This is a genomic window from Paracoccus panacisoli (assembly GCF_042435015.1).
GTDB lineage: Bacteria > Pseudomonadota > Alphaproteobacteria > Rhodobacterales > Rhodobacteraceae > Paracoccus > Paracoccus panacisoli.
On record NZ_JBHMQU010000104.1, the window covers coordinates 1 to 2,382 of the forward strand.

Annotated in this window: 1 protein-coding gene; it reads left to right on the top strand. The window is 72.2% G+C overall.

From position 1 onward, the window contains the following. Positions 1-21 precede the first annotated feature (21 nt). On the top strand, positions 22-2,382 hold a 2,361-nt coding region (locus ACFHYO_RS15850), incomplete at its 3' end, for a right-handed parallel beta-helix repeat-containing protein (protein ID WP_394321681.1).

A 2,382-nucleotide genomic window follows, 5' to 3' on the forward strand; every position in this document is an offset into this window, starting at 1 on the left:
GCCTTGGGTGGGTCTGTGCGGGTGCTCGATCAGCCGGACGTGGGCCATGTGAGCGTGACGCTCGAGGGCGCGCTGGCGCTGGTGATGACGGGGGCCCGGGCGGATGCCGGGGCGGGGGAGATGCCGTCGTCGGTGTCGTTCCGCTACGCGGTGACCGGGAGGGACGGGGCGGTGACCGAGGTGTCGGCCGAGGTGGCGCTGACGCCGGGCGCGCAGGCGGCGGGCTGGGGTACGGGGGCGGGCTACATGCTCGAGACCGACGCCCGGGGTGACCTGCGGATCGAGCACGGCGACGAGCACCGCAAGGTCTTCGTGACCGGCGGCGAGCACGGGCTGAGCGCCCGTGAGATCGCCCGCGCCGAGGGCCTCGACCTCGCGCGGATGGAGGGCAAGTGGGGCGCCTGGCTGGCCGCCCACCCCGCCTACGGCGGCAGCGAGGGCCAGGCGCTCGACAGCGAGATGGGCCTGGCGCTGTGGCGTACGCTCTGCCTGACCGGCGACCGGATCTCGTCGAACTGGCTGCTGTTTGAGCGCGGCTACGCCTATCCCGATGCCACCCGGCTGGTGCATCGCGGCGCCGGCGGCGAATCCGAACTGCACCCGCTGGTGGTCACCGCCTACGGCGAGGGCCGCGACCCCCAGCTCGGCGGGATGCTGAACATCTACCAGGAACGTTCGTCGCACGTCGTCGTGTCAGGCCTCGACCTCAAGGGCGGGGCGCAGACGCTCGGGGCCACCGACCTGCTGCTCGACCGGCTGTCGCTCGGGGGCAAGGGGGCCAACCTGCAGAGCGCCGACGGGCTGACCCTGCGGCGCAGCGACATCGTGGACCGGTTCCACGACAAGCCCGTGGGGGACGGACCGACCTGGCACCCCTCGCTCAACCGTCATCAGGGGGCGTTCATTGCGGAAAGCATCGGGGTGCTGCTCGAGGAGAACCTGTTCGACCACAACGGCTGGTCCGACGGCTACGATCCCAAGCTCTCTACGAGCGCGCCGCAGCCGCCGAGCTACTACAGCCACAACCTCTACATGTCCGCCAACAACCTCGACGTGACCGTCCGCGACAACATCTTCCTGCGCGGCGCGTCGTTCGGGGCGCAGGTGCGCTCGGGCGGGTTCATCGAGGACAACGCCTTCATCGACAACAACGCGGCGGTGCATTTCGCCGGCGGCGACCGGGAGGGCTCGGGGCCGGTCGGAAACTACACGCTGTTCCTGGACAACCTGATCACCTCGGCAGGCCACAAGCGGGTGTCCCAGAAGGAGGGGGCGCTGTCGATGGGGGTGGCCGACGTGGGTCTGCAGTCGGCGCTGATCGGCAACATCATCGCCCATCTGGCCGACCCGGCGAACCCGGCCGAGCAGGCGGACAAGACGGTGGTGCACCGGCCGCTGAACCCGAACCCCGGGCGCGGCTTCGACGACACGATCATCCACGACTGGGGACGGGGCAACGATCGGGGGACGGGGGGCCTCGACCGGGCGCGGCTGGACGAGACGACGATCCAGCGCTTTGCGGCCGAGGTGCTCGACAAGCCCGGGGCGAGCATCGCCGATCTTGCCACCCATCTGCGGGCGCAGGCGGCCGGAAAGCTCGACCACACGGTCGACGCGGACCTGATCAACGCCTTCTTCCGCGAGGGGTTCGGGCTCGACACGACGCTGCGGGGTGCGGCGGGAACGCTGGTGTTCACGCCGGACGCGCGCGGCGACGGGGTGCGCTGGGAGAACCGGCTGAACTGGTCCACGGGCGACCTGCCGGGGACGCAGGACGGCGACCGGGTGGACCTTGCGGGCAACGCGGTCTGGTTCGGGGGCCAGACGGTGACGGTGTCGGGGCTCTCGTTCGGGGACTTCGGGCGGCTGACGGCGCTGTCGGGTCGGCTGGGGATCGACGGTCCGGTCTCGGTGGCCGACACCGGTGCGGCGCTTTCGATCGACCGGTCCGGACAGGTGTGGCTCGACGGCTACCGCGACGCCGACCGGCTCGAGATCGAGGTGACCGGCGGGCGCTTTGCCAACACCGGAGCGGTGAGCGGGCAGGTGGCGCTGTCGGTGGGCGACAACGGGCAGGCGCTGCTGGCGACGTCGGGCGGGTCGTTCGACCTTGGCGCGGGCAGCGTGCTGAGCCTCGACGGCAGCCGGGCGGTCGCAGGGTTCGACGGGCGCGACGGCGGGGCGGCGGTGCTGCGGCTGCACGCCGGCAGCACGCTGGAGATCGTGGCCGACACGGCCGGGACGGCGACGCTGGGCGAGTTCCGCTCGGGTGCCTTCGGGGCGTCGCCCGCGGTGGCCTCGGCGGTGGCGCTCGGGGGCACGCTGCGGCTCGACCTGTCGGACTGGGCCCCCGGTCGCGGCGGTGCGGTGGAGACCCTCATC